Raw genomic sequence first — 19,960 nt, 5'->3', positions numbered from 1 at the left:
GGTTCATGCTGTCCATGGGGGCCTACGGAACGTGGGCGTCACCGATCGACGCCGCGCTGGCCGCCTCGCACGACGGGCGCCCCGAGTATGTGGGCGTGGTCGGCGACGAGGTGTGGTGGACGGAGCCGCGTCCCGCGGAGGCCGGCCGGCGCGCGCTCGTACGGCGGCGGGCGGACGGCCGCGAGGAGTCGCCGCTGCCGGCCCCGTGGAACGTCCGCAGCCGGGTCATCGAATACGGCGGGGTGCCCTGGGCCGGAGTCACCCGCCCCGAGGGCGGCCCGCTCGTCGTCTTCGTCCACTTCCCCGACCAGCGGCTGTACGCGTACGAGCCGGACGGCGGCGGTGCGCCCAGGCCGCTCACCCCGGTGTCCGCGACCGGTGGCGGACTGCGCTGGGCCGACCCGCGGCTCCTCCTCGACCGCGGCGAGGTCTGGTGCGTGCTGGAGGAGTTCACCGGCGAGGCGCCCACCGACGTACGGCGGGTCATCGCGGCGGTCCCGCTCGACGGCTCGGCCGCCGAGGACCGTACGGCCGTGCGCGAACTCTCCGACGACCGGCACCGCTTCGTCACCGGGCCCCGGCTCTCGCCCGACGGGCGCCGGGCCGCCTGGATCGCCTGGGACCACCCGCGGATGCCCTGGGACGGCACGGTCGTGATGCTCGGTGACGTGGCGGAGAGCGGCCCGTTCACCGGCGTCAGGGTCCTCGTCGGGGGCACCGGCGAATCGGTCCCGCAGGCCGACTGGGCGCCGGACGGCTCACTGCTCTTCGTCTCCGACAGCGACGGCTGGTGGGAGATCAGGCGCATCCGCCCCGAGGCCCTGGACCAGGCCATAGGCCCGGACAGGGCCCCCGGCGTCATCCGGAGCGCCGGCCTCTGCCCCGGCCGCGGGGAGGAGTTCGGCGGACCGCTCTGGAAGATCGGCCTCCAGTGGTTCCACCCCATGGACAACGGACTGATCGCCGTCATCCACGGCAAGGGCTCCACCGCGCTCGGCGTACTCGACCCGGCGACCGGAGAAGTGGTCGACGCCGCCGGGCCCTGGACCGAATGGGCCGCCACCCTCGCCGTCCAGGGCGACCGCGTGACCGGCGTCGCGGCCAGCCCGCGCAGCGCGTACGAGATCGTGGAGCTGGACACCGGTACCGGACACGCCCGGGTGATCGGCGCGGCGCACCGGGACCCGGTGGACCCCGCCTACTACCCCGAGCCCCGGATCCGTACCTTCACCGGGCCCGACCACCGCGAGATCCACGCCCATATCTACCCGCCGCACAGCCCCGATCACAGCGCGCCCCACGACGAACTACCGCCCTATGTGGTGTGGGCCCATGGCGGACCCACCAGCCATGCCCCGCTCGTACTCGACCTGGAGATCGCCTACTTCACCTCGCGCGGCATCGGCGTCGCCGAGGTCAACTACGGCGGCTCCACCGGCTACGGCCGGGCCTACCGCGACCGGCTGCGCGAGCAGTGGGGCGTGGTCGATGTGGAGGACTGCGCGGCCGTCGCCTCCGCGCTCGCCGCCGAGGGCACCGCCGACCCGGCCAGACTCGCCGTACGCGGCGGCAGCGCGGGCGGCTGGACCACCGCCGCCTCCCTCACCTCCACCGACGTCTACGCCTGCGGCACCATCAGCTATCCGATCCTCGATCTGCTGGGCTGGGCCACCGACGAGACCCATGACTTCGAGTCCCAGTACCTCGAATCGCTCATCGGCCCGCTCGCCGAGGTCCCCGGCCGCTACCGGGACCGCTCGCCCCTGAACCACGCCGACCGGGTCAGCGCGCCGTTCCTGCTGCTCCAGGGGCTCGACGACGTGATCTGCCCGCCCGCGCAGTGCGAACGGTTCCTGGAGCGGATGGCCGGACGCGGCGTACCGCACGCGTACCTCGCCTTCGAGGGCGAGGGCCACGGCTTCCGCAGGGCCGACACGCTGGTCCGCGTGCTGGAGGCCGAACTGTCCCTGTACGCGCAGACCTTCGGTATCGACCGTACCGACATCCCCCGGCTGGAGTTCCGCCGATGACGCTCACCCCACTGACCCGGCCCGCACGACTGCGGCCCGGGGCCCGCGTCGCCGTCGTGGCACCGAGCGGCCCCGTGCCGGCCGAGCGCCTCGAAGCGGGTCTGGACATCCTGCGCGGCTGGGACCTCGATCCCGTCGTCGCGCCCCATGTCCTGGACGTCCATCCCCGGCTCGGCTATCTCGCGGGAACGGACCAGGACCGCGCCCGCGACCTCCAGGACGCCTGGTGCGACCCGGCCGTCTCGGCGGTGCTCTGCGCCCGGGGCGGCTACGGCGCGCAGCGGATGGCCGACCTGCTCGACTGGACGGCGATGCGGGCCGCGGGCCCCAAGGTCCTCGTCGGCTACAGCGACATCACCGCGCTGCACGAGGCGTTCGCCCGGCGCCTCGGACTGGTCACCCTGCACGGTCCGATGACCGCCGCGCTCACCTTCCTCAAGGACGCCGCCACACAGGAGTCGCTGCGTGCCACGCTCTTCGAGCCCGAGTCGGTGCGCACCCTCGGCCCGGCCACCGCGCGAGGACTGGTGCCGGGGCGGGCCGCGGGCGTCACGTTCGGCGGCTGCGTCAGCCTGCTCGCCGCCGAACTCGGCACCCCGTACGCGCGGACCTCGGCGGCGGGAGGGCTGCTGCTGATCGAGGACGTCGGCGAGGAGCCGTACCGTCTCGACCGCATCCTCACCCAGCTGCTGCGCTCCGGCCGGCTGGACGGCGTCGCGGGGATCGGCCTCGGTTCCTGGGCGGAGTGCGGGCCGTACGAGGACGTCAGGGCGCTGCTGCTCGACCGGCTCGGCGGGCTGGGCGTACCGGTCGTGGAGGAACTGGGCTTCGGCCACGGCGAGTCGAACCTGACCGTGCCGCTGGGTGTCTCCGCCGTACTGGACGCGGAGAGCGCCACCCTCACCCTGGACCTGCCCGCCCTCGTCTGAGGTGGCGGGGCCGGCCGGTCCGGAGGGAGGGTGGCGGCGCTCGGACGTACCCGTCTCAGTCCCTACGGCCTTCCGGGGCGTGGCCCATGGCCTCCGGATGGCTGATGGGGTGGTCGAGAAGGATCTCGTCGGCGATGGCGAAACCACGCGTGAGGGCCGGTGCGTGGGGGGCCAGCGCGACGACGGCGTCCTCCGCCGCGTCGGGGAGCAGCCTCACCTGATCGGCGGTCAGCCGTCCTCCGGCGAGGAGGTCTCCGCTGTGGGCGGCGACACGGCGCAGCGCGAAGAGCCGGTGCAGCGTGTGCAGGACCTGCCGTGCCCCGGGCTCGGCGGTCGCGTCGGCGGCGGTCAGCAGGGCCTCGGCGGCCCGGCGGTGGGCGTGGGCGTCGACCAGTTCGAGGGCGGGCGTGACCGCCGCGTTCCACCGGTTGAGCGGGTTGCCGGCCTTGCCCGCGCGCAGCCGGGTCCTGGCCCGCTGGTGCCAGACGCTCTCGATGTCCGCCAGGAGGTCCTGGAGGAAGGCCGGATCGGTGAGATCGCGGTCCTCGGGCGCGACGGCGCTCGGCCGCTTCGGGGTGAAGTGTCCGAGAAGCATCTCCCCGGCCGCCTTCACCCAGATGACAAGGTTGTCACCTTCCGCGGTGATGGTGCCCTCGTTGGCCGTCAGCTGGGCGGCGATGCCGTTGGCGAGGAACAGCCCCTGGGCGCCGCACCGTTCGCGGCACTCCGTCATGACGGCGCGGGCCCGCCAGGTGATCCAGCCCTTGGCGACGGCCGCCAGGCGCTCGCCGTCCTCGCGCTCCGCCTCCGTCGCCCCGGTCCACTGCCGCACGGCGGTGCGGTGCAGCAGGGTCGCGGCGTAGGTGGTGGCGAGGGCGTCGAGCAGCGGCGTGTGATGGCTGCGATGGGCGAACAGCGGCACGCTCCCCCCGGCGGTGACGCCCGAGGTGTGCCGGGTGTGGGCGTGGCGTACGGCGACCGCCAGGGCGTGGCGGGTGACTCCGAGGCTGTAGGCGCTCATGCAGAGCTTGCCGGCGGTGACCCGGCCTATGGAGTGCAGGAAACGCTTGCGGCGGCTGTCGATCGTGCTGCTGAAGACGCCGTCGGGGGTGAGCCGCCCGTGGCCGGACTGGAGGAGCGCGTCATGGGGCAGCCGGACGTTCTCGAAGGAGGTGACGCAGTGGTCCACCGGGCTGGTGGCCGTCTGCGGCAGTCTGCGTATCTCCACCCCCGGCAGCGGGCCTCCCGTGTCGTCGCTGAGCGGGGTGAGGAACAGGAAGACGCCCCGGTCCGTGCCGTCCGTGATCAGCCGGGCCGCCACGACGGCGGTCTTGGGGCCGCCGGTGGAGCTGGTGTTGGGCATGAACTTGCCCGCGGACGGGGACGGCGTGTGCAGGACGAAGCCGCCGGTCGCCGGGTCGAACGTGGCGGTCGTCTCCAACTGGGAGGCGCTGTTGCCGTGCCCGGCCTCGGTGCACAGGAACGTACCCGTACGCCGCAGTTCGGTGAACGCGCGCAGGTCACGTTCCCCGCCGCCTCTGTGATCCAGGAGACTTCCCAGGAAGAGGTTGTAGTGGATGCTGGCGACTGTCGTTAATCCCGGGTCCACCGGCCCGGACCACTCGTGGAGGGCGCTGAGGCGCTCCACGTCGGCGACGAGGTCCTCCGGGCTGTCGAGTACGTCATTGACCAGCCGCAGCCGCTCGTAGGACAGCGCGGCACGCTCCTGCGGTGTCAGCCCCTCGCGAAAGCGGAACGGCCCGGTGCTGAAGAGCTTCCGCCAGGGCTGGTGGACCTCTTCGAACCGTTCGCCGAAGAGGACCGTGGTCAGCGCCGCGGCGGCCGGGGAGTCCTGGACAGAGGGAAGCGCGGAAGCGGAAGGGGAAGGGGAAGTCACCATAGTCACAGGGCGGAACGCTAACCCAACGACCAGTCACGTCCCAGTGTGATGATCAACACCTCGTCCGGAGGCGCCGGGGACGTTTGACGGAGTCGGTTCCGAGCCACCCTGGTCCACTCGGCTCAAGATCACGTAGGGTGGCGCGATGCCCGACCTTCCCGAACGGCTCGCCGAAGGCGGGACGGCCGGGCCTGCGGTCCGGTCCGCCCCTCGCCGCACTGGCTCAGCGGCCCTTGCGGTTGATCTTCATGGTGTCCATGTCGGTCACCGTGGAGCGCAGCTCGCGATGGCCGCAGCCCAGGGCCTTCAGCGCCGTCTCCGCACGGTCCTCGGCGAGCGCGCCCGCCATCTCCTCGCCGTCCGCCGCGTCGGAGACCACCACGAAGCGGTAGCTGAAGTGCTTCAGCGTCGTGTCATAGGTGAGCGAGCCTTCCGGGGTGAACCGCATCTGCGCCAGACCGTGCCGGTCGACGTCCGCGAGCAGCCGGGCGCGGTCGTCGTCCGTCAGCCCGTCCCATGTGCCGCGCACGATCACCCGGTAGGTGTGCTGAGTGGTCATCCCGCCGCCCGTCCTTGTCCGTTCTTCGCTGTCCGTGAATCCATTTGAGGAACAACCCTACGGTGGTGAGGATGGTTCGCATGCGGAATATCGTGGTGATCGACGCGCCCTCCAACCTGGGCCTCCGGCCTCCCGCCCCCGGTGTCGTACCGGGGTGCTACAAACTCGCGGGCGCCCTGCGCGAGCAGCGGATCGTCCAGCGGCTCGGCGCGTTCGAGGGCGGGGTCGTCGTCCCGCCGCGCTACGACCGCGGCGACTGGAAAGAGGGTGACGGGGTCTTCAACGCGGCGGCGATCGCCGCGTACACACCCCGGCTCGCCGACCGGATCGAACACCATGTCAGGGCCGGGGACTTCCCGCTCGTGCTGGGCGGCGACTGCTCCATCCAGCTCGGCGCCTCGCTCGCGCTGCGCCGCATGGGACGGTACGGACTGGCCGCCATCGACGGCTCGGCCGACTTCCGGCACACGGGCAACTCCGACAACATCGGCGCGGCCGGCGGCGAGGAGCTGGCGATCGGCACCGGCCGGGGCCAGCGGGATCTGAGCGACCTGGAGGGACTGCGCCCGTATCTGCGGGACGAGGACGTACGGCTCTTCGGGATCCGCGACGACGACGAGGACCGCGAGGAGCTCGCCCGGCTGAGGATCCCCACCGTGACGGTCGGCGAGCTGCGCGAATGGGGCGCGGCGGAGCTGGCGGGAGCCGTGCTCCAGACGCTGGAGGCGCCGGTCACCGACGGGTTCTGGGTCCATCTGGACGCGGATGTGCTCGACCCGGAGGTGATGCCCGCGGTCGACAGCCCGGACGCGGGCGGTCTGCTGCCGGACGAACTCGCCGTACTGCTGCGGACCTTGGTGCGCTCCGAGCGCTGCGTCGGGCTCAACGTGACCATCTACGACCCGGACCTCGACCCGGACGGGACCGCCGGGGCGCTGCTCGCCGATCTGGTGGTAGGGGCCTTCACCGGCGAAGGGCCCCCGGCCGCGGGCCGACCGGCCCGGTGATCAGCCCGGTGATCAGCCCGGCGCCTGGACGGCGTTGCGGTCGACGTACTCGAAGACCGAACCGTCCGGGTGCAGCGCGATCACATTGCGCCCCACCGGCGTCGGCACCGGGCCCGCGACGATATGTGCCCCGACGCCGGTCAGGACGGTGATCGCCTCGTCGACGTCCTTGACGGCGATCGTCGCCGTGACCTTGCGCAGGACATCGATTTCCGACGCGGGGCCGCTCATGAGGAGAAAGCAGCCGACGGCGGCGACGGAGACCCCACCGCGCTCGAAGCGGAGCGCGGGGCTTCCGGTGAGGCGTTCGTAGAACACCACCGAGGTCTCCAGGTCGTCGACGCAGATGCGCAGCGTGGTTCCCAGGATTTCCATGCGCACCAGGTTAGTTGGCCGCGCGGGGACGTGTGATCGATTCGGGCGGCCGGGACCGGGTGTGAGCCCGGTTCATACGCGGCAGAGGATCTCCCCGTGCGGGACCATGAACCAGCCGTCCTCGGCGCCGCCCCACTCCCGCCACGCCCCGGCGATCTCGTCCAGCCGCTCCGGTGTCGTATGCCCGCCGCCGACCGCCAGGCCCGCGTAGCCCGACGCGGTCGTACGGTCCGCCCACAGACCGCTCCACCAGGCGCGCTCGTCGGGGCCGGCGAAGCACCAGGTGCCGGCGGTCGAGGTGATGTCGGTGAAGCCGGCGCGCCGCGCCCAGGACAGCAGCCGCCGGCCGGCGTCGGGCTCCCCGCCGTTGGCGCGCGCCACCCGCCGGTACAGCTCCTGCCAGCCGTCCAGTGCCGGTACGTCGGGGAACCAGGTGAACGAGCCGTAGTCCGCGTCACGCGCCGCCACGATCCCGCCGGGCCGGCACACCCGGCGCAGCTCGCTCAGCGCCCGCACCGGATCGCCCACATGCTGGAGGACCTGATGCGCGTGCACGATGTCGAAGGAGTCGTCGGGGAAGTCCAGTGCGTGGACATCGGCGACCGCGAAGCGGACGTTGTCCGCACCGGCGGCGGTCGCCGCCTCCCGCGCCTTGTCGAGGACGTCCTCGGCGGCGTCGACGGCCGTGACCGTGCCCGGGGCGACGAGCGCGGCCAGGTCGGCGGTGATGGTCCCGGGCCCGCAGCCGACATCCAGCAGGTCCTGGCCCGGCCGCAGTTCGGCGAGGAGGTACGCGGCGGAGTTGGCGGCGGTGCGCCAGCGGTGCGAACGCAGCACCGACTCGTGGTGCCCGTGGGTGTAGACCGCGGTCTCCTTCGGCATGGCGGGACTCCCTCTCGCGACGTGGCCCGGTGCGTGACGTGACCCGGCTCGTGACGTGACCCGGTTCGTGACGTGGTCCGGCCACGGTACGCCGCCATGTCGCATGATGAGACCTGTGTCTTGTTATGTGGACGCGTCCGGTGGGTGTGGATCAGGTCCGCGGGGGTCCGGTGACCGATTCCACCGGCCGCACCGCGAGTCCCTCGATCACCGTCGTCGGCGGGTCGCCCCCGGAGAGCAGCAGGGCGGTGATCGCGTCGGCGGGCCCCTCGGTGAAGTGCACCTGGCCGAAGGGCAGCGGCACCACCGTGGGCGACGCCCCGGGCGGGATGCCGAGCAGCTCGCCCAGCCAGCGCGCCGAGGCGCGCGGATCGGGGGTCTCGACGAGGATCCCGGCGAGGTCGTGCGGGCCCCGGTTGACCCGGCCCGCGCTGTACTTGGCCAGAATCGTCTGCCGGTCGGGCTCGTAGGTGACGAAGAACGGTGCCCAGGGCGGGCCGTCCGTCAGTATCGCCTCGCGGAACGAGACGGGGGAGCCCTCGCGGGCGAAGGTCAGCAGCTCCACCCCGTGCCCGCGTGCGCGCAGCCGTTCCGCCGTGGCACCCGCGTCGGTGACATGGACGCAGAAGACGAGCGCGCCGCCGCCCCGCGCGACGAGTTCGTCGGCCCGCGGCTGCCAGCCCCTCATGGCCCTGCCGTAGGGCGAGTCGAGGAAGACCAGGCGGTTGACGACGCTCGACAGCTCGATGTACCGGCTGTCCAGCCGCCACGCGCCATTGCGGTACCCCAGATACTCCGGGTTGGCGTGGGCGGGCAGTCCGGCTTCGGTGTAGCCGCGTACGGCGGACTCGACGTCCGGTACGCAGTGCACCAGATGGTCGAACTCCGGTTGCTCGGAGCCCGGTTGGCCGAAGCCGGGCAGCTCGGATCCGGACTGCTCGAACTCCGGCGATTCCGTGGCGGGTTGTACGCGCAAGATGCCTCCCAGGTCGGTTAGGCGAGCCTAACCTTTCCACTGCTCCCGGGTGAGCGCATAGGCCACATCGCCCTGTTCCGACCCCTCGATCGTCTCGGGCCACTCCTCGAAGAAGGTACGGACGTACATCAGACCCGCCTTCTCCAGTACGCGCCGCGAGCCCGTGTTGACCGTCATGGTCTGCGCGGTCACCCGCTCCGTGCCGAGGCCGGTGAACGCCGCGCGCACCAGGGCACGGGCCCCCTCGGTGGCGTACCCCCGGCCCCAGGCCGCCCGGCGCAGCCGGTACCCCAGCTCGACGACCCGCCAGCCCGGTTCGCTCTCCGGCGCCAGACAGAACCACCCCAGCCACGCGCCCGTGGCGCTCTCCTCGGCGGCCCAGAAGCCCCGGCCGAGCAGTCGCGGCAGTGTCTCGGTCCGTACGGTGTCGCGGGACACCGGCCGGCCGCCGTCGATGAACCGCCGTACGCCGGGGTCGTTGTCGAGGGCGACCACCCGGTCGAGGTCGTCCTCGGTGAGGGAACGCAGCCGCAGCCGCGGGGTCTCCAGGAAGTAGCGCGAGTCCATGGCGTGATCCTCGGCCGTGCGGATCCCGGCCGTCCACCGGGATTCCAGGACACGGCCCGCGGCGACGCCGGGACCCGCGCCGGGACCGGCGTCTGGTTCAACGCCCGGTTCAGCGCGTGGTTCGGTGCCCGGGGAATCGGCCGGACTCACACGCCCTAGAGCAGCGCCTTCGGCCGGTAGACCGTCAGCGCCTCCTCCGCCTTGTCCAGGATCAATTCCCGGGGGGCCTCGGCCACTTCACCGTCGAACGCGAGCGGCGTACCCGGCGCGATCCGGGCGATCCGTACCCGTCGCATCCGCTCCGCCGCGTGCACGGGCGAACGGCTCAGCGGCCCGGCGAGCGCGGCGGCGATCAGCCGCGGCCCCGGGGCCCGGCCCCCGTGCACGATCCGTACGTCCAGCAGGCCGTCGGCCAGATCGAGCCGGTGGCCCGGCGTCGGACCCATCGGCTGGTAGATGCCGTTCCCCGCGAACAGCAGCCACAGCGCCCGGTGCCGGCCCTCGAACTCGGCCTCCAGCTGGTGTCCGCCGCGCAGCACCTTCGCCGCGGCCAGGATCCCGGCGGGCCAGCCGCCGATACGCGGCGCCCAGTGCTCGCGCACCCGTACCAGCTCCGGATAGACACCCAGACTGAAGGTGTTGAGGAAGTACCCCGTCGCCGCCCCGTCCGGCCCGGGAGTGAAGCGCCCCAGGTCGACCCGGACGGCGTCACCCGCCGCCAGCGCCCGGCAGGTGTCCTGGACGCTCTCGATGCCCAGGTCGTACGCGAAGTGGTTGAGGGTGCCGCCGGGGAAGACGGCCAGCGGCAGACGGTGCCGCGCGGCGATCGACGCCGCCCGGTTGACCGTACCGTCACCGCCGAGGACACCGAGGGCCACGCAGCGGTCCGCCGCCTTCGCCAGCTCGGTCTCCACATCCTCCGGCGCGCACTCCACGACCTCCGCGGCCGGCAGCGCGTCCCGTACCAGCGTGGCGGTGTCCGAGGAGCCGGAGGCCAGGTTGACCACGACCACCAGCCCGTGGCCGTCGGGCAGCGCGGGGGCCTCGGCGTACGGCCGTCCCGGTGAGGGCAGTTGGGAACGGGTCGGTACGATCCCGCGTACCGCGTAGGCGGCCCCCACCCCGAGCGCGGCGCCCGCCAGGACATCGCTCGGATAGTGCACCCCCGTATAGACCCGGGAAAGGGCCACGGCGGCGGCCACCGGCGCCACGACGGCGCCCCAGCCCTTCGACTCCAGCGCGACCCCGGTCGCGAAGGCGGCGGCCGAGGCCGCGTGCCCGGACGGGAAGGACGTCGTGAACGGCTGGTGCTTCAGCCGCCGTATCACCGGTACGGCGTCCAGCAGGGGGCGCTGCCGGCGTACCGCGCGCTTGCCGACGGTGTTGATGGCGGCCGAGGCGAGCCCCAGCGACACCACGCCCCGCAGGGCGGCCCGGCGCGAGCGGGCCCCGCGCCCCAGCACGGCGATGCCCGCGGCGGCGCCGAACCAGAGCAGTCCGTGGTTGGCGGACCGGCTCAGCCGGGGCAGCACCGGCCCCGCGCCCGGCCAGTGCCGGTCGGCGACGGAGCGGAAGGCCCGCTCGTCCCAGCTGTCGAGCAGTGCCGTGATCCGGGCGCGGGCGCCCGGGGCCGGCTGACCGTAACGAGCGGAGGTGGCAGTGGTGTCTGACATGGAACGCGGGTACCCCGCGAGCGGTCACCCCAAGCAGACCGTCCGGGGGACCGGGCGATTGGACCCCGGAACGCGTGCCGGAGGGAAGCCGGGGGGCGATGCGTGCCAAACCTCCGTATAAAGGGTCAAAACGAGATACCCGGGCGAGCGGCGACCGCGGGAGGTGACGGCATGCGGCGGACGATTCCCGAGGGCCGGGGCCCCGTACGGTTCGGCCCGGCCGCCCCCGACGCCGGGCTGCCCGCGCTGCCCGAGCTGGTCGGCGAGTGCGCGGGGGCGGCCGGACACACCTCACCGCAGCCGCCCGGCGGGAACGCGGTCCTGCGCGAGGCTGCGGCCGGCTACTGGTCGCGGCGCGGCCTGCACACCGGTCCCGACGACGTGGCCGCCGCGCCCGGCGCGCAGCCGCTGCTGTTCGCGCTGCTCGCCGCGTACGACGGGGACGTCCTGATGCCCCGGCCGTGCCCCGCCTCCTGGACCCCGCAGGCCCGGCTGCTCGGCAGGCCCGCCTACCAGGTGCCCGCCCCGGCGGACGCGGGCGGCGTGCCCGATCCGTTCGCCCTGCTGGAGACGGTACGGCGGATCCGGGCCGAGGGCGGCCGGCCGCGGGTGCTGCTGCTCTCCGTCGCCGACGACCCGACCGCCGCGGTCGCCCCGCCGGAACTGGTCCGCGAGGCCTGCGAGGCCGCGGTCGCCGAAGGGCTGCACATCGTCAGCGACGAGACATGGCGCGACACCGTGCACCGGCCGCACGAGACGGTGCTGCTCAGCCCGGCCGAGATGTGGCCCGACGAGGTCGTCGTCCTCTCCGACCTGGCGGGCGCGCTGCTCCCGGCGGCCTGGCCGATGGCCGTCGCCCGCTATCCGGCCACCGACGCCGGAACCGCGCTGCGGGCCAGGACGCTCGACATCCTCACCGCGCTCGGAGCGATGGTCGCGGGACCCGTCGCCGCTGCCGCCGCCCACGCGCTCGACGAGCCGGACGCCGTCACGGCCAGGGCGCGGGCCACCGCCGCGCTGCACGGGTGTCTGGCCGCCGCCGCCCACCACGTGGTCCTCGCCTCCGGCGCCCTCGCGGTCGTACCGGCGGCAGGCCGCCATCTCTACGCCGACCTCGGGCCGCTGCGCGCACAACTGGCCCGGCTGGGCGTCACCGACTCCATGGAGCTGGAGAACCATCTGAGCCGGCGCCTGGAGGTGCCCGTACCGGGCGGCCACCGGTTCGGGGACGAACTGGGCGCGCTGCGCGTACGTCTGCCGACCGGGCCGCTGCTCGGGGCGACCCCGGAGCAGCGGCTGAAGTCCCTCACCGCGACGGCGCCGCTGGAACTGCCGCATGTCGCGCGGGCGCTCGGCCATTTCGGAGCGGTCTTCGACGAACTGCGATGAGCCGGAACGGGCCTGTGGGCCGGGCCTACTTGCCCAGGTCGGGCGGCCCTCCGAGTCCGGACGCACTTGCCCAGGTCGGGCGGCCCTCCGAGTCCGGACGTACTCGGCTAGGTCGGGCGGCCCTCCGAGCCCGCACTCTCCGAGCCCGGACTCTCGCCGCCCGGCCGCCGCAGTCGGCGCCAGAGCGCGGGGGCGCCGCTGAGCACCAGCGTCAGCGCCACCGCGGCGAGCACCCCCTCCCAGGGCTCCGCGAAGAGCGAGCCGCCGAGCACCCCGATCAGCTGGTACGTCGCCGCCCAGGCCAGACAGGCGGGCACATCGCCCCGGGCGAAGCGGCGCAGTGGCCAGTCCCCCAGCAGACAGGCCAGCATCACCGGAATCCGCCCGGCGGGCACCAGCCGGGAGAGCACCAGCACCGTCACCCCGTGCTCGCGCAGCTTCGTCTGCGCCTGTTCGAGCCGGTCGGGCGGGGCGTGCCTGCGTATCGCCGCCAGCCAGCGGGACCCGTTCTTGGAGCCGACACCGCGCCGCCCCAGCCAGTAGAGGGATATGTCACCGAGGAAGGCCGCGAACGACGCCACCAGGAAGACATAGAGCATGGAGAGCGGCGCGGTCTGGTGGAAGGCCACCACCGCCGCCGAACTCACCACCGCCCCCGTCGGCACCACCGGCACCAGCGCGCCCAGCGCCACCAGCAGGAAGACGGACGGATAGCCGACGGCCTGCTGCGTCGACTCGGGGGGCAGCTCCGAGAGCTGCGTCAGGAGCCGGTCGATCACAGGCCCGCCTCCGGCCGCACACTCTCGCCGTGCCGCAGCAGATGGACGCTGACCTTCGGCGCGAGCCGTGCCGCGTGCCGTACGAACTCGTCGCCCGGCGCGTAGAACTCGTGGGGGCGGACCCCGTCCAGACCGATCGGCCAGTACGTGCCGAAATGCACCGGTACCGCCGCGCTCGGCGCCAGCTCGGCCAGCGCCTGTGCCGCGCGCCCGGCGTCCAGGTGCTCCGGCCCCAGATGCGGTCCCCAGCCGCCCACCGGCAGCAGCGCCACATCGACCGGGCCCACGGCGTCCGCCATCCCGTCGAAGAGGCCGGTGTCCCCGGCGAAGTACGTCCGTGACGCGCCGCTGATCACAAAGCCCAGGGCGGGGGAGCGGTGCGGTCCGACCGGCAGCCGCCGTCCGTCGTGGCGCGCGGGCACGGCCCGTACCCGCACCGCCCCGATCTCGACCTCGTCGCCCGGCTCGACCTCGGTGATCCGCAGGCCCGACGGGTTTCTGCGGGCGTCCAGCCTGCGCAGCCCCGGCACCGACCGCTCGGCGCCGCGCGGCACGATCAGCCGGGTGCCGGGCGCGAGCCTGGTCAGCGAGCGCAGATGGAGGTGGTCGGAGTGCAGATGCGAAACGAGCACGGCATCGGCGACGGACGCCTGGGGCGGTGGTACCTGACCGCGCCGGCGGCGCAGATGGGCCAGCCGGCGGACGAAGACCGGGTCCGTCAGCACACGTACCCCGGAGTCCTCGACCGTGCAGGTGGCATGGCCCCACCACGTGATGACAGTTCCCAACCCGACCTCAGCTCCGTCCGCCCGTGGACCGCGCTCCCGCCCCGGGACCCTCTCCGCACTCAGCGTACGGCGGATACCCGCGGGGGCGGAGCGGGATGCGCTGGTCGCGCGCCGTTGACCGCCGGGCACGCGCCTGCCTCGCGGAGGCGTGCGCCGAGTAGGGTCTGCGGACGGAGGCGAGTGCCGGGGGAGCGGGGGGCAGGCATGCGTGAGGTACGAGTGGCCGTGATCGCCAGCCTGACACCGCTGGAGGAGCTGGACAGCGATCCCTTCCTCGTGGACACCCGCGGCCAGCACACGATGTGCGCGCGCTGGGCCGAGGACAAGGGGTATCTCGTCACGCGGCAGCTGCTGCTCTACGGGATGCGCCCCGACCACTGCGCGCTGTGGTCGGATGTCGAGGCGGGGCAGGTGGATCTCTTCGTCGCGGCGAACGAGCGCGTTCTCGAACGGGCGTTCCGTTCGGCGTCCGCCTTCTCGGCGGAGTGCACGCGCAGAGGCGTACCGCTGGAGACCGTCGGACTGGACGAACCGCTGTACGACGCGGCCATGAAGGCCGACGTGCACCGCAGGCTCTCGATGCCCACGGCCGGGTACGACGGCTGCTGACCCGCGCGGGCCCCGCGGCCCGGGGGGAGACCGCCGCGCTCTGTGCGAGGCTGGGCCGAGCCTGTGACTGTGTACGGGCCGGACGTGAGGTGACGGAGCGACGTGTTCAAGGGGCGGTGGCGTACGACGGGCGGAGCCCTGCTGCGGGTGATCATCGTATGGGCGGTTTCCACGCTGACGATGCTGGTGCTGGCGGGGATCCTGCCGGACTTCAAGCTTCAGTCGGACAACCAGGACAGCATCACCAGGACCGCGGTCACCGCGGCCTGGGGCGCGGGCGCGTTCGGCATCCTCAGCGCGCTGGTCTGGCCCCTGCTCGTCCGCGCGCTGCTGCTCGTTCCCGCGCTGGTCCTCGGTCTGCTGGTGTTCTTCCTGAACGGCTCGCTGCTGCTGATCGCGCTCTGGCTCATCCCCGACGGGCGCGGGGCGGCCAATCCGGAGACCGCCGTGGTGGTCGCGGCCGTGATGTCCGCCGTCGCCTCCGCGACCTCGACGGGGCTCGCGGTCGGTGACGACGACGCGTACCGGCGCCGGCTCTTCCGTCTCGCGGACCGGCGGCGGCGCAGGAGCGGCGAGGGCGGCGGGCACGGCGGACCGCCCGGCACGGTGTTCCTGCAACTCGACGGGGTCGGGCACCAGGTGCTGCTCGACGCGGTCACCGCCGGGGTGATGCCGCATGTCGCCGGCTGGCTGGGCGTGCGCCCACCGGATCCGGACGGCGGGTACGGCACGGCCGACGACCCCGCGCACGTCTCGCCGGGAGGCTTGACGGACGGCGCGGCCCTCGCGGAGAGCGCGGGCCCTGCCGACGGCGCGGGCCGTGCGGACAGCGGGGGCCCGGCGGACAGCGTGGCGGGCGGCCCGCGGCCGACCCACCGGCTCACGCCCTGGCGCACCGACTGGTCCAGCCAGACGGGCGCGAGCCAGCTCGGCATCCTGCACGGCTCCAACCACGACGTCCCCGCCTTCCGCTGGTACGAGAAGGACACCGGCCGGATCATGGTCAGCAACCGGCCCTCCAGCGCCGCCGAACTCCAGCGCCGCGCCATCGCCCGCACCAACGACGGGGGCCTGCTCACCCTCGACGGCGCCAGCCGCGGCAACCTCTTCAGCGGCGGCGCCGACCAGCTCGCGCTGGTGCTGTCGATCGCCGCGCGGCGCGGCAGGGCCAACCGCTCCCGCGCCGGCTACTTCGCCTACTTCTCCGATCCGGCCAACGCCGTCCGTACGGTGGTCTCGTTCGTCGCCGACGTCGGCCGCGAGATCGGCGAATCGACCCGGGCGCGGATACGCGGCGACCGGCCACGCGTCGGCAGGGGCGGGCTCTACCCGTTCATCCGGGCCTTCGCGACCGTCGTCGAGCGCGACGTGGTGGTCGCGGCCGTGATCGGCGACATGCTGGCGGGACGCACCGCCGTCTACGCCGACCTCGTCGCGTACGACGAGGTGGCCCACCACTCGGGACCGCACAGCCGGGACGCCGAGCGGGTCCTCGCCCGGCTCGACCGCTCGGTCGGACTGATCGCCAGGGCCGCCGAGCACGCGCCCCGTACGTACCGGATCGTGCTGCTCTCCGACCACGGCCAGAGCCCCGGCGAGACCTTCGAGAGCGCCTACGGACTCACCCTCAAGGACCTGGTCAGGGCCGGCTGCGGACTGCCCGTGTCCCGCAGGGCCGAGCGGACGAGGAGCGGCGCGGAGGCCCGCGAGGCGGCCCGGCACGCCGTCCTCGGCGCGCTGCACAGGCCCGAGCCCGAGGGCGCGGGCGAGCGGCCCGCGCACGGCTCCGACCCGGTCGTCCTCGCGTCCGGGAATCTCGGCCTGATCTCCTTCCCCGATGTGCCGGAGCGGATGAGCCGCGAGCGGATCGACCGGCGCCATCCCGCGCTGCTGCGGACCCTCGCGAGCCATCCGGGGATCGGCTTCCTGCTGGTGCGGAGCGAGGAACACGGCTCGGTGGTGCTCGGCCCCGGCGGGGCCGAGGTGCCGGTCGACGCGCTCGACGACAGCGGTCCGCTCGCCGGTATGGGACCCGGCGCGGCCGACGCCGTACGGCGCACGGACTCCTTCCCGCATGTCGCGGACATCATGGTCAACTCGATGTACGACCCGGCGACGGGCCGCGTGCACGCCTTCGAGGAACAGATCGGCTCGCACGGCGGACTCGGCGGCGAGCAGTCGAGCGCCTTCCTGCTGTCACCGCTGGCGCTCTCCGCGCCGGTCCCCGACAACGGCGAACTCGTGGGCGCCGAGCGGGTGCATCAGGTGCTCAGACGGTGGCTGCGGGAGGGCAGCGGACCGCAGGTGCCGCTGGGAACGGTGTCCGTTCCCGTGGCGAATGCACGCTCCGACGAAGCACGAACCGCCGAGGAGGAGAAGGACTCGGCGTAGGGCGGGTACCCCGTGTGAGCGGTTTCCGCCGGTAGCAGGACGGCGCGGGTGTGTTTCTGGGCAGAGGTGCGTTGTCCAGGAGGTCGTGCCCATGAAGCGTGCCACGTCCGTTCCCACCCGCGCCGCGGCTGTCCGCGTCGCCGCCGCGCGCCCGGCCGCCCTGGTGGCGCTGCTGGTGCTGATCGCCTTCCTGGGCATGTCGATCGCGCCGTCCTCGGCGGCGATGCGGGACCCCGAGTCCCTGCCGCCCGCGTCCGGTTCCCGTGATCCGGCGGGCGAGGGACACCAGGACACCGCCGAGTCCGAGCAGTCCGCCCCGGCCAGGACCGAGCGGACGGGCAGGGAGCCCCAACAGCCCCTGACCCGGACAGGACTGTTCGGCGAGCGGGTACCGGTGCCGTACGCCGGACGGTGCGCTCCGGTCTGGCCGCCGCGCGCGCCGGTCACGCCGCGCTGTGAGGTGCTGCGCTGCTGACAGGCCCCGCCCTTCAGTGCCCCGCCCGGCATTGAAGTGCCTTTCGGGCCACAGCAGTCGCATGTTCCAGCACCTTCTCACCGTGAGGACACAGCCATGCCCATCGACCCCTTCGCCGCGCTCAACGCCATGATCCGCGCCGAGGCCGCACGCTCCGACGCGTCGAACCTCCGTCGCCGGGCCCCGAGTCCGGGCGGCGGCGCGGACGACCCCGGGTGGGACTCCGAACCCATCGCCGCCGCCGACCGGCGCCTCGCCGAGCGGCGCTCCCTGGACCGACGCTCCGTCGACCGCCACGCGAAGGGCCAGGAACGAGGTGAGCGCGGCACCGTCAAGTAACATCCCCCGCGCCCGCGGGCGCTGTTGAGGACGGCCGGCCGCGTGCGCGCGGCCGGCCGTCCGGCGCTCCCGGCCGGACCACGGTCACCCGGTGACGTACCACGGCGTCGAACGGAGTGGCCGAAGTCCACGGCGCCGCCGCGCAGTTGGTCTCGGCGTTGGCGCCCCGGATGGTGAACGCCCCGGACGGCAGCGGCTTCGGGATGCCGGGGGCCGCCCCGGGCGCGGGGTCCTGGGCGAGCGGGCGGGAAATTCTCCGATGATCCGCGTGACCTTTTGGTCCGCCAAACAGATGAACGGGATGGACAGTGCCGCTGTCCGAGGGACACGAGGGTGAGGAGCCAACGGTGAACGGCACGACGAGGACCATTTCCCGGTGGGCGGTCGGCATCGCGGCGACGGCGGCGGTGACAGGGCTGCCGGCCGGCGCGGCGAGCGCGGACGAGACGCACCACGACTCCCACAACGGATCGACGTTCGCGCTGATCCACACCGGCCAGATCGACGATCCGATGGAGGATGTGCTGGAGCACACGCTGCTGTTCGGTGACGGTTACGCCTGGAACTGACCCCCGGCACAACCGTCGGGCCGCAGCGCAACCACCCACCACAGCAAGGACGTTGAGACGCGGAGAGGGGAGGGCCGCCCCGGGGCCCTCCCCTCCCGTCACACGCGGGCTCAGCGCACCGGAGCCCCCGGGCCGAGCGGAATGCCCACCGCCCACCACACGAGGAACAGCGCGGTCCACGCGACCGTCATGGCCAGGGCCAGCGGCAGCGTGTACGAGGCCAGCGTGCCGATCCCCGCACTCTTGCGGTAGCGCTGGAGGAAGCCCAGCGCCATCACGAAGTACGGGCTCATCGGCGTGATCGCGGTCGATCCCGAGTCGGCGATCCGGAACAGCGCCTGGGTCGTCTCGGCGGGCACGCTCACCAGCATCAGCATCGGCACCAGAACGGGCGCGCACATCGCCCACATCGCCGAACCGCTGGTGACCATGACATTGACCAGCGTCAGCAGGAGGAGGATCAGCAGGAACACCAGGACGATCGGCATCCCGCTCTGCTCCAGCGCCTCCGCCGCCCTGACCGCGAGCACATCACCGATATGGGTCCAGTCGAAGTACGCGAGGAACTGGGCGATCGCGAAGAACAGCACCAGCACCGGCGCCATCTGCATGATGCCGCGGCCCATCAGCTTCGGTATGTCACCGGCCGAGGTCACCGAGCCCGAGCGGTACCCGTAGACGATGCCCACCAGCCCGAAGACCAGCGCGACGACCGCCGCGATGCCGTCCAGGAACGGCGACTCCACGATGCTGCCGCCCTCACCGCGCAGCGGTGACGACTCGGGCACCATGACCACGACGAGCACCACGAGCGCCGCCAGCAGGGCGAGTACGGCCGCGCGCAGCGCCGAGCGTTCCCGCGCGCTGAGGGTGAGTGTGCCGAGGTCCTCCAGATCGGCGTCGGGGTCCGCGTCGAGATCGGGCCGCTTGCTCAGGACGAACTTCGTCACCAGCGTGATGACGAGGGCCAGCAGCAGCGACGAGGCGATATTGAAGAACCAGTTGCTCAGCGGCGACACATACGCGTCGTCGCCGCCCACGATCCGCGCCGCGGCCGTGGTGATCCCCGCGAAGATGGCGTCGTTGGGCGTGGGGATCGGGCTCGCGTCGTACCCCGAGGCGATGGAGGTGTACGCGACGACGATGCCGAGGATGGGGGAGCGCCCCACGGCCCGGAAGGCCAGCCCGCCCAGGGGTACGAGGATGATGTACGCGGCGGCCGAGGCGACATGGGAGACGGTGCCGGCGAAGGCGACGGCGAACACCACCCACGAGGCCGGTACCCGCGAGACGCCGACCCGCATCAGCGCCGCGAGGAAGCCGGTGCGCTCGGCCACGGCGACGCCCATGATCACCACCACGATGGTGGCCATCGGCGGGAAGGTGGCGAAGTTCTCGATCATCGTCGAGACGGCCATGGCCAGCCCGTCACCGCTGAGCAGGTTCTGCACCGTGACGGTCTTGTGGTCGCTCGGGGAGACGACGGAGACGTCGGCGGCGGCCAGAATCGCGCTGATCACCGCGAGCAGTGCGGAGAGGATCCAGAACAGCCAGAACGGGTGCGGCAGCGCGTTGCCCGCCCGCTCGATGACGGCCATCGCGCGGACGATACGCGGGAGCCGGGTCCCGTCGTCGGTCACGGCGGGAGGTGCGGACCCGGGTCCGTCGGCTCCCTTGGACGGTCCGTCGGGCGGTGGGGAGGGTCTGCCGGGTGGTGCGGGTG

Annotated in this window: 19 protein-coding genes; 9 read left to right on the top strand and 10 right to left on the bottom strand. The window is 73.2% G+C overall.

Features of this window, described 5'->3' with window-relative positions; genetic code table 11:
* Positions 1 to 5: 5 nt before the first annotated feature.
* Positions 6 to 2,030, top strand: coding sequence for a prolyl oligopeptidase family serine peptidase (locus ACIOGX_RS15615; protein ID WP_401913547.1), 2,025 nt, complete (start codon positions 6 to 8; stop codon positions 2,028 to 2,030).
* On the top strand, positions 2,027 to 2,959 hold the full coding sequence (locus tag ACIOGX_RS15610) for an LD-carboxypeptidase (protein WP_356510100.1): 933 nt from the start codon (positions 2,027 to 2,029) through the stop codon (positions 2,957 to 2,959). Before ACIOGX_RS15615 ends, ACIOGX_RS15610 begins: the two co-directional genes overlap by 4 nt.
* A 55-nt stretch (positions 2,960 to 3,014) precedes the next feature.
* Here ACIOGX_RS15610 and ACIOGX_RS15605 read toward each other — a convergent pair whose 3' ends face one another.
* Entirely contained in the window at positions 3,015 to 4,859 is a 1,845-nt protein-coding gene (locus ACIOGX_RS15605) for an acyl-CoA dehydrogenase (RefSeq protein ID WP_401914207.1), read from the bottom strand.
* 223 nt (positions 4,860 to 5,082) lie between these two features.
* A complete protein-coding gene (locus ACIOGX_RS15600; RefSeq protein WP_401913544.1) occupies positions 5,083 to 5,418 on the bottom strand; it encodes a DUF6204 family protein in 336 nt (111 codons plus the stop codon).
* A gap of 80 nt (positions 5,419 to 5,498) precedes the next feature.
* Between ACIOGX_RS15600 and ACIOGX_RS15595 the strand changes: the two genes are divergently transcribed.
* A complete protein-coding gene (locus tag ACIOGX_RS15595; protein WP_401913542.1) occupies positions 5,499 to 6,425 on the top strand; it encodes an arginase family protein in 927 nt (308 codons plus the stop codon).
* Positions 6,426 to 6,437: 12 nt separating this feature from the next.
* On the opposite strand, the gene ACIOGX_RS15590 is transcribed toward ACIOGX_RS15595, so the two are convergent.
* The 5 genes from ACIOGX_RS15590 to ACIOGX_RS15570 form a co-directional block, all read right to left on the bottom strand.
* On the bottom strand, positions 6,438 to 6,800 hold the full coding sequence (locus ACIOGX_RS15590) for a VOC family protein (protein WP_356510092.1): 363 nt from the start codon (positions 6,798 to 6,800) through the stop codon (positions 6,438 to 6,440).
* A 72-nt stretch (positions 6,801 to 6,872) separates the two neighbouring features.
* Positions 6,873 to 7,682, bottom strand: a complete 810-nt coding sequence (locus ACIOGX_RS15585; RefSeq protein ID WP_401766559.1) for a methyltransferase domain-containing protein — start codon at positions 7,680 to 7,682, stop codon at positions 6,873 to 6,875.
* A 151-nt stretch (positions 7,683 to 7,833) separates the two neighbouring features.
* Complete coding sequence (locus tag ACIOGX_RS15580) at positions 7,834 to 8,658, bottom strand: VOC family protein (protein WP_383970612.1); 825 nt, start codon at positions 8,656 to 8,658, stop codon at positions 7,834 to 7,836.
* 27 nt (positions 8,659 to 8,685) lie between these two features.
* Entirely contained in the window at positions 8,686 to 9,225 is a 540-nt protein-coding gene (locus ACIOGX_RS15575; RefSeq protein WP_401766561.1) for a GNAT family N-acetyltransferase, read from the bottom strand.
* Between the two features lie 155 nt (positions 9,226 to 9,380).
* Positions 9,381 to 10,898 carry a bifunctional phosphatase PAP2/diacylglycerol kinase family protein gene (locus tag ACIOGX_RS15570; RefSeq protein ID WP_401913537.1) on the bottom strand — a complete coding sequence of 506 codons (1,518 nt, stop codon included), beginning with the start codon at positions 10,896 to 10,898 and terminating at the stop codon, positions 9,381 to 9,383.
* Between the two features lie 171 nt (positions 10,899 to 11,069).
* Here ACIOGX_RS15570 and ACIOGX_RS15565 point away from each other — a divergent pair, with 171 nt between their 5' ends.
* The gene (locus ACIOGX_RS15565) at positions 11,070 to 12,287 is read left to right on the top strand and encodes an aminotransferase class I/II-fold pyridoxal phosphate-dependent enzyme (protein ID WP_356510082.1); all 1,218 of its coding nucleotides are present in this window, start codon (positions 11,070 to 11,072) and stop codon (positions 12,285 to 12,287) included.
* Positions 12,288 to 12,394: 107 nt separating this feature from the next.
* On the opposite strand, the gene ACIOGX_RS15560 is transcribed toward ACIOGX_RS15565, so the two are convergent.
* Positions 12,395 to 13,066 carry a VTT domain-containing protein gene (locus tag ACIOGX_RS15560; protein ID WP_356510080.1) on the bottom strand — a complete coding sequence of 224 codons (672 nt, stop codon included), beginning with the start codon at positions 13,064 to 13,066 and terminating at the stop codon, positions 12,395 to 12,397.
* Positions 13,063 to 13,854 (bottom strand): MBL fold metallo-hydrolase, encoded by a 792-nt coding sequence (locus ACIOGX_RS15555; RefSeq protein ID WP_356510078.1) that lies wholly within the window; start codon positions 13,852 to 13,854, stop codon positions 13,063 to 13,065. The genes ACIOGX_RS15560 and ACIOGX_RS15555 overlap by 4 nt, the downstream gene beginning before the upstream one ends.
* 204 nt (positions 13,855 to 14,058) lie before the next feature.
* Here ACIOGX_RS15555 and ACIOGX_RS15550 point away from each other — a divergent pair, with 204 nt between their 5' ends.
* From ACIOGX_RS15550 to ACIOGX_RS15530, 5 genes are all read left to right on the top strand, one after another.
* Positions 14,059 to 14,463 (top strand): hypothetical protein, encoded by a 405-nt coding sequence (locus ACIOGX_RS15550; protein WP_401913532.1) that lies wholly within the window; start codon positions 14,059 to 14,061, stop codon positions 14,461 to 14,463.
* 102 nt (positions 14,464 to 14,565) lie between these two features.
* Positions 14,566 to 16,854, top strand: coding sequence for a phage holin family protein (locus ACIOGX_RS15545; protein WP_401913529.1), 2,289 nt, complete (start codon positions 14,566 to 14,568; stop codon positions 16,852 to 16,854).
* A 91-nt stretch (positions 16,855 to 16,945) separates the two neighbouring features.
* Positions 16,946 to 17,329 carry a hypothetical protein gene (locus ACIOGX_RS15540; protein ID WP_356510073.1) on the top strand — a complete coding sequence of 128 codons (384 nt, stop codon included), beginning with the start codon at positions 16,946 to 16,948 and terminating at the stop codon, positions 17,327 to 17,329.
* 96 nt (positions 17,330 to 17,425) lie between these two features.
* Positions 17,426 to 17,668 (top strand): hypothetical protein, encoded by a 243-nt coding sequence (locus ACIOGX_RS15535; protein WP_356510071.1) that lies wholly within the window; start codon positions 17,426 to 17,428, stop codon positions 17,666 to 17,668.
* 368 nt (positions 17,669 to 18,036) lie between these two features.
* Positions 18,037 to 18,237, top strand: a complete 201-nt coding sequence (locus tag ACIOGX_RS15530) for a hypothetical protein (protein WP_356510531.1) — start codon at positions 18,037 to 18,039, stop codon at positions 18,235 to 18,237.
* A gap of 110 nt (positions 18,238 to 18,347) precedes the next feature.
* Here ACIOGX_RS15530 and ACIOGX_RS15525 read toward each other — a convergent pair whose 3' ends face one another.
* Complete coding sequence (locus ACIOGX_RS15525) at positions 18,348 to 19,877, bottom strand: AbgT family transporter (protein WP_240045457.1); 1,530 nt, start codon at positions 19,875 to 19,877, stop codon at positions 18,348 to 18,350.
* Between the last annotated feature and the right edge of the window lie 83 nt (positions 19,878 to 19,960).

Origin of the sequence: Streptomyces sp. NPDC088147 (genome assembly GCF_044741565.1) — a bacterium.
GTDB lineage: Bacteria > Actinomycetota > Actinomycetes > Streptomycetales > Streptomycetaceae > Streptomyces.
Note: the sequence above shows the minus strand (reverse complement) of the source record. Positions and strands in the feature narration are given on the sequence as shown.